Raw genomic sequence first — 6669 nt, 5'->3', positions numbered from 1 at the left:
TCGGGGTGAGTATGGGGTCGAGCCGATCTGCCGGGTTCTGCCGATCGCCCCATCAACCTACCACGAGCGTGTCGCACAGCGCCGCGATCCGTCGCGCCTGTCACCACGCGCCCAGCGCGACGAAGCAATGAAGCCCGAGGTTCAGCGCGTGTTCGATGCCAACTTCAAGGTCTACGGGTATCGCAAGGTGTGGCGGCAGATGCAGCGCGAGGGCTTCGATATTGCCCGCTGCACGGTGGAACGGCTGATGCGTGAGCTGGGCCTGCAGGGCGTGATCCGGGGGAAGCCGGTGAAGACGACGATGAGCGACAAGGCAGCGCCATGTCCGCTCGATCAGGTCAACCGCCAGTTCCATGCACCGGCACCCAACATGCTGTGGGTCTCGGACTTCACCTACGTCGCGACGTGGTCCGGGTTCGTCTATGTCGCCTTCGTGATCGACGTTTACGCCCGCTATATCGTGGGCTGGCGGGTGAGCAGAACGGCGCATGCCAGCTTTGTACTCGATGCCCTGGAGCAGGCGATCCATGACCGACGGCCTGTTCACCGTGGCGGCCTGATCCACCACAGTGATCGTGGCAGCCAATATGTCTCGATCAAGTATACCGAGCGTCTTGCCGAAGCCGGGATCGAACCATCGGTCGGCAGTGTTGGCGACAGCTACGACAACGCCTTGGCCGAAACGATCAACGGCCTTTACAAGGCCGAGGTCATCCACCGCCGAGGTCCGTGGCGATCATTTGAAGCCGTGGAATACGCCACGCTCGAATGGGTCGACTGGTTCAACAACCGGCGCCTGCTCGCGCCCATCGGCAATATCCCGCCTGCCGAAGCTGAAGCACGATACTACGCCATGCTGGACGACACGCCCATGGCGGCATAATTTAAACCAAATGGCCTCCGGCAATCCCGGGGCGGTTCATAGCAGCTGGAAGTTCGTGGCTTAGACCTGCGCAGATCCAAAGATCGAGGCTCGAGAGTGAACGTCTTAACTCTGCCCAAGAGGGCAAAAATCGGACAGTCAGGGTCCGGCCCGATTGAAGTCATGATATTTGCCCACTTTCGCCACATCTAGCCCTCGCTGCATTAGCGAAGTCCCGGCCCCAGTCGTACGTCTTTCGACCCACACTCCGAGCACCTCATCCGTCCCTCAACAAGCGGCACTTGCTTGGACCAGCCACGAGCTTGGCAAAGCGTCACGATCCACAAAGGATCGAGCACTACGACCCGACCACAACTCCGGTAGTCGGCCCTTAGAGTGTAGCCGTGCCTGCTGAAATCTCCGACATCATCGAGCCGCTTTCGACTCATGACTAGCGCCTGATCGACCATACTAGCGCGCTCGTTGCCGTGAGCAGCGCTGCCAACGCAAAAACACTCATCAAATCTATCACGAACATTTGAAACTCCGACTCTGCAAAGTTTATTTGTTCTACAAATGTCCCACGCAGGAACATGCTTTCTGCGACGCGCAGCAAACGCTAGCTTTAGCTCGTACGTGAATGGGACGACGAAGGCTCTAGCGACGATGCCAGCATCAAATTCGAGTTCGGCTTTTGGGTGGCCCTGGTCATACTGGGCATAGGCGGCCTTCTGTATCAGGCGCTTTGGTGACTGCTCCTCCTGTTACAGAATGGGAGCAATGGGCAGTGGCGCGTCATTACGTCGAAAAACATGGTGACGAAGCGCCAATTATTATTGCCATACGTGCCGATCAGCTCCTCGAGCAAGACGACGTGCTTGGCGCCAACACGTATGTCGCCATCATACGGAATAGCCAGCAACTGTTGAACCGAAACGGAGACAGCCTTCATTGATATTTGAGGGGCGCAAATGCTGCCCCCGGTCATCGATGCCTACCAAACTCAAAGAGAATTTCTCTAAGTTACTGTAAAATAGTATAAAACTTGACTTCTTTGTAGGATTTAGCTATAATTAAATTAGCTTAATCAAACAACGAGGATCCATATGACCCAGCCCGCGAAGGTGCTGGCGCCTCCCGATGTTCGCCGTCTTTACGCGCGAGCTGGGCGAGGCCGCTTCGCCGTGCGCAATCGACTTATCATACTGCTCAGTTTCAAAGCCGGCCTGCGGGCTTGCGAAATCGCTGGCTTGGATTGGAGTATGGCGCTTACTGCGAAGGGCAGGGTGGCAGCCAACCGCGCAATGGCAAAGCTTCGATGCCACCCTCTACAAAGACCGCAATCTTATCGAACGCTTCTTCAACAAGATCAAACACTTCAGACGCATCGCCACCCGATACGACAAACTCGCCAGAAACTACGCGGGCTTCCTGAACCTCGTCGCTGCACTCAAATGTTGTCTTTGAATGTAAACGGCACTTGGGATCAGGCGGCTTCTTCAGCAATGAATTCCGGGTAGAAGACTGGCGCTCGCTCGCTCCATCCCGGCGCTGTAGCCGCCGCTTCACTCAAACTCTGCAACAACATCTTGCGACGGTCTGGCCGGATCTGCGGCAACGCACTGGCGGCGCAGAATCCACTGGGTAGCCACGGACGGACATCAGGGCCCAGCAATCGTTCATAGAGAAAGCGGAAGGCCGAAAAACAATCGATCCGCTCCTGCGCCAGATCGAATGCTGCCACCCGCGTCAACTTGCCGATAAAGCTTTCGACGCACTCAAAGCCCGTTTCTGCCGGGATGGCAGCTCGCAACAGTTTCAGATCCTGATAGGCGACGTACTGGCTGCGGATGGCTGCGTTTTCTTCCGCATCCCGCGCCCAAAGCTTGAATGCATCCTGACGACCAAGCCCAATATCGAGGCTGCGCCGGATATAGCGTTGCTCCGCCGCAGTGAAGCTGGCAAACTCGCGCATCTCATTAATCGTCAGCGAAGCAATTCCCGTGGTCGCCATAACAGCACTCCCCTGTTGCAAGAGGAGTTTCCGCCACGATGGTTAATTTCGGGTTAGCCAAATGAGAACTTAGTTCAGATCATTCCGGCAAGCGGGCTGCTGGGATCGGCATATTTGCGCGTTGCCATACGCCCCGCCAGATAGGCATCACGTCCCGCCTCCACTGCCAGCTTCATCGCGCGGGCCATTCGGATCGGGTCTTTCGCTTCGGCAATCGCGGTGTTCATCAGCACACCATCGACACCCAGTTCCATCGCTACGGCTGCATCGCTGGCAGTGCCGACGCCCGCATCGACCAGTACGGGAACCTTTGCCCCTTCTACGATCAAGCGGATAGTAACTTTGTTCTGGATGCCAAGCCCGCTGCCGATCGGTGCCCCCAGCGGCATCACGGCCACTGCCCCGGCATCCTCAAGCTGCTTCGCCGCTATCGGATCGTCGACGCAATAGACCATCGGCAGGAACCCTTCGCTGGCCAGCACCTCTGTCGCACGCAGAGTCTCCCGCATATCGGGATAAAGGGTACGCGCCTCGCCCAGTACTTCCAGCTTTACCAGGTCCCATCCCCCTGCTTCGCGAGCTAGCCGCAGAGTACGGATCGCTTCCTCGGCGGTGAAGCATCCTGCCGTATTGGGCAGATAAGTGATTTTTTTCGGATCGATGAAGTCGGTGAGCATCGGCGCCTTGGGATCGCTGACGTTGACCCGGCGCACGGCAACCGTGACTATCTCCGCGCCGGAGGCCTCCAGCGCCGCGGCATTTTCCGCGAAATCCTTGTACTTGCCCGTGCCGACGATCAGCCGACTGCGGAACGTGCGGCCCGCGACAGTCCAGGTGTCGCTATTTTCGCCTCCCCCCACAAAATGCACGATTTCAAGCGAATCGCCATCATTCAGCGCAATCTGTTCGAGTTGCGATCGCGGCGCGATTTCGCCGTTCCGTTCCACCGCCACTTTTTCCGGAACGAGATCGAGTTCGCGGACAAGCGCCGCAATGGTCAGTGCGGAAGTGCGGCGAGACTCGCCGTTAACGGTCAGCGTTTTCGGAGCAGTCATGTCCGCCAGATAGCGAACAGCCACAACGACGCAAGTTCAGTATGTGCCCGACAGAAACCAATGCGACCCCAATTATAGTCAACACAGCCTCTTCAAACCCATGTCCAACCGCCAGCGCCGCACCCATGAATGAAAGCCCGGTCATCGCGGTAACGAAAGGGGCCGCGCGGCGATGGCGCAGCGCCCCTGCCCCTATGGCCACCGCTGCGATCACCATCGCCAGCGCCAGCCCGACTTCATGAATAGCAGGCGCCAGCAGAAATTCTCCACCGATGCCCAAGGCAGAGACAAGCACGATACTGGCAAGGCAATGGACCGCACAGAGCGCAGACAGCGTAACGCCGACGCGGTCTATCCGTTCGGACACCGCCGCGCGAATCGAGGAAAGGGAAATGCTAGCCATCTGTTGTATCCCATTTATGTTATAGCATATCCTTTCGCAAGGTTTGCCGCACGGCAAATCCAGTTCCTGCTTGCGAATTAGGCCAGACCGCCGCAAAATTGCGGCCTATGGTCGCGACAGCATCCCCTTCGCCCCGGCTTTCCGCAGGTGCCGCCCTCAACCCACGTCCCACGGCGATTTCCCGCTGGCTGTTGTTCGTTGCGACGCTGGTGATCGTCATGGTCGTGGTGGGGGGGGTCACCCGACTAACCGAGTCTGGATTGTCCATCACCGAATGGAAGCCGGTAACCGGCGCCCTCCCTCCTTTGAGCGAGGCGCAATGGCAGGCAGAATTCGCCAATTATCAGAAGATTGGCGAGTACAAACAGATCAACGGCCCCGCCGGGATGACGCTGGCGGATTATAAATTCATCTATTTCTGGGAATGGAGCCACAGGCTGCTTGGCCGGTTGATCGGGCTGGCATTCGCTGTTCCGTTCGCATGGTTTGCAATTCGGCGGCAGATCCCAAGGGGCTATGCCTGGCGGTTGGGTGCACTGCTTGCCCTTGGCGGTCTGCAGGGCGTTTTCGGATGGTATATGGTCCGCTCCGGACTGTCGGAACAAGTCACCGATGTCAGCCATTTCTGGCTTTCCATCCATTTGTTGACGGCTTTGTTCACCCTGGCAGGGCTGGTGTGGACCGCGCTCGATCTGCGCGCACTGGCGCGCGACCGTTCTGCCCAGCCAGCGCATATGACGCTATTCGGGACAATCACTGGTCTGGCGCTGTTTATCCAGTTGCTGCTGGGCGCTTGGGTCGCCGGCCTGAATGCCGGGCTGGCTTCGGATACCTGGCCACTGATGCAAGGGCGCTTCATTCCCGAATTCAACGATAGCCGCGGAATATTGTGGGCAGCAATGCACGATCCGTTCCTGATTCACTTCCTGCACCGCTGGTGGGCGTGGGGCGTTCTGGGCTTCCTGATCGTGTTGGCCCGCAAGGTTCGCCGCATCCGGCGCCGCGCGTCAATCGCCATTCATTCGGCTGTCGGTCTGCAAATCATACTGGGAATCGCGACAGTGCTGGCCGGGGTTCCGCTGTGGCTGGCTGGACTGCACCAGTTGACGGGCGCGCTGGTGGTGGTCGCCACGACATGGTGCATCCATGTCCTTGGCAGTGATCGACGGAGCATGGCGGCGTGACTGCGCTGGCGTGGTGCCCCTTCCCCGATCGCGCCTCCGCCGAAGCCGCGGCGAACCATCTCCTCGACGAAAAGCTGATAGGCTGCGCGAATCTGATCGGGCCGATTCACTCTCTGTTCGAATGGAATGGAGAGCGCGGCAGTGCGGAGGAGTGGGGTCTGCTGGCAAAGACCGACACCACGAAATTGCAGGCAACCGTATCTCGCATTGAAGCGATCCACCCCTATGCCTCCCCTGCCGTTATGGGTTGGCCATGCGATGCGGCAGGCGAAGCGACTGTACATTGGCTGGCCGCACTGGGAAGCACTAGGTGGTAAACTCATAAACTGGCTTGCGCGATGTAGATTGGATTGATTCAAGGCATTTGAAGGATCCTTGGATGAGCCGTCGCAGATTTGAGCTTACGGATTTCGAGTGGTCGGTGATCGAGCCGTTGTTGCCGAACAAGGTGCGCGGTGTTCCGCGTGTTGATGATCGTCGGGTGATCAATGGGATATTGTGGCGGTTTCGCACAGGCAGCCCCTGGGCGGATATCCCGGAGCGCTATGGGCCATACACGACGTGCTACAACCGTTTCGTGCGTTGGCGCAAAGCTGGCGTATGGGACCGGCTTCTGTCCTCCGTCAGCGCCGCTTTCGATGGCGAACTGGTCATGATCGACAGTTCCTCGATCCGGGTCCACCAGCATGGTGCGACCCTAAAAAGGGGGACCCCAATCGCTGCATGGGACGTTCCCGGGGCGGCCTGACTACCAAGATCCATGCGCTGGTTGATGGCCGGGGTTTACCGGTCGGCCTGCATCTGTCGGAAGGACAAGCCAGCGATTGCCGCGAGGCTGTAGCGCTGCTTGATGTCGTACCACCCGGCAGCACTTTCCTGGCTGACAAGGCCTATGACAGCGATGCTATCCGCGCACGGATCGAAAGCAACGGCGGCTTCGCCAACATCCCGGCAAAGCGTAATCGACGAAAGGGCTTCGCCTTCAGCGCCTTCCTCTACCGCTATCGCAACCTGATCGAGCGCTTCTTCGGAAAACTCAAACACGCCAGAGGATTGGCGACACGCTACGACAAACGCGCCGATAACTTCCTCGCCGCCATCAAGCTCTTCTCAGCACGGTTATGGATCGCAGCTAATGAGTCTACGGCCTA

General features: G+C 58.4%; 9 protein-coding genes. 6 read left to right on the top strand and 3 right to left on the bottom strand.

What is annotated here, in order from left to right:
* The 3 genes from D6858_RS02020 to D6858_RS16250 form a co-directional block, all read left to right on the top strand.
* The coding region (locus D6858_RS02020; RefSeq protein WP_120106458.1) for an IS3 family transposase at positions 1-883 on the top strand (883 nt) is incomplete at its 5' end.
* A gap of 727 nt (positions 884-1610) precedes the next feature.
* Complete coding sequence (locus D6858_RS15595; RefSeq protein WP_133305219.1) at positions 1611-1817, top strand: hypothetical protein; 207 nt, start codon at positions 1611-1613, stop codon at positions 1815-1817.
* Positions 1818-2002: 185 nt separating this feature from the next.
* Positions 2003-2329 carry a transposase gene (locus tag D6858_RS16250; RefSeq protein ID WP_165859604.1) on the top strand — a complete coding sequence of 109 codons (327 nt, stop codon included), beginning with the start codon at positions 2003-2005 and terminating at the stop codon, positions 2327-2329.
* Between the two features lie 19 nt (positions 2330-2348).
* On the opposite strand, the gene D6858_RS02005 is transcribed toward D6858_RS16250, so the two are convergent.
* The 3 genes from D6858_RS02005 to D6858_RS01995 form a co-directional block, all read right to left on the bottom strand.
* Complete coding sequence (locus D6858_RS02005) at positions 2349-2876, bottom strand: hypothetical protein (protein WP_120106737.1); 528 nt, start codon at positions 2874-2876, stop codon at positions 2349-2351.
* Between the two features lie 74 nt (positions 2877-2950).
* Positions 2951-3931, bottom strand: coding sequence for a sulfur carrier protein ThiS (gene thiS / locus D6858_RS02000; RefSeq protein ID WP_120106734.1), 981 nt, complete (start codon positions 3929-3931; stop codon positions 2951-2953).
* A complete protein-coding gene (locus D6858_RS01995; protein WP_120106732.1) occupies positions 3903-4334 on the bottom strand; it encodes a MerC domain-containing protein in 432 nt (143 codons plus the stop codon). Before D6858_RS01995 ends, thiS begins: the two co-directional genes overlap by 29 nt.
* 107 nt (positions 4335-4441) lie before the next feature.
* Between D6858_RS01995 and D6858_RS01990 the strand changes: the two genes are divergently transcribed.
* The 3 genes from D6858_RS01990 to D6858_RS01980 all read left to right on the top strand — a co-directional run.
* A complete protein-coding gene (locus tag D6858_RS01990) occupies positions 4442-5518 on the top strand; it encodes a COX15/CtaA family protein (protein ID WP_120106730.1) in 1077 nt (358 codons plus the stop codon).
* A complete protein-coding gene (cutA, locus tag D6858_RS01985) occupies positions 5515-5835 on the top strand; it encodes a divalent-cation tolerance protein CutA (protein WP_120106728.1) in 321 nt (106 codons plus the stop codon). Before D6858_RS01990 ends, cutA begins: the two co-directional genes overlap by 4 nt.
* A gap of 62 nt (positions 5836-5897) precedes the next feature.
* A protein-coding gene (locus D6858_RS01980) for an IS5 family transposase (RefSeq protein WP_120106682.1) occupies positions 5898-6669 on the top strand; the annotation gives its coding sequence in 2 pieces (ribosomal slippage) (positions 5898-6216 and positions 6216-6669; 773 coding nt annotated over the 2 pieces). This gene is flagged as partial in the annotation.

Origin of the sequence: Tsuneonella suprasediminis, from assembly GCF_003605755.1 — a bacterium.
In the GTDB taxonomy this organism is placed as follows: Bacteria; Pseudomonadota; Alphaproteobacteria; order Sphingomonadales; family Sphingomonadaceae; genus Tsuneonella; species Tsuneonella suprasediminis.
The sequence above is the reverse complement of the archived record's forward strand: the minus strand, read 5'-3'. Positions and strand labels throughout refer to the sequence as shown.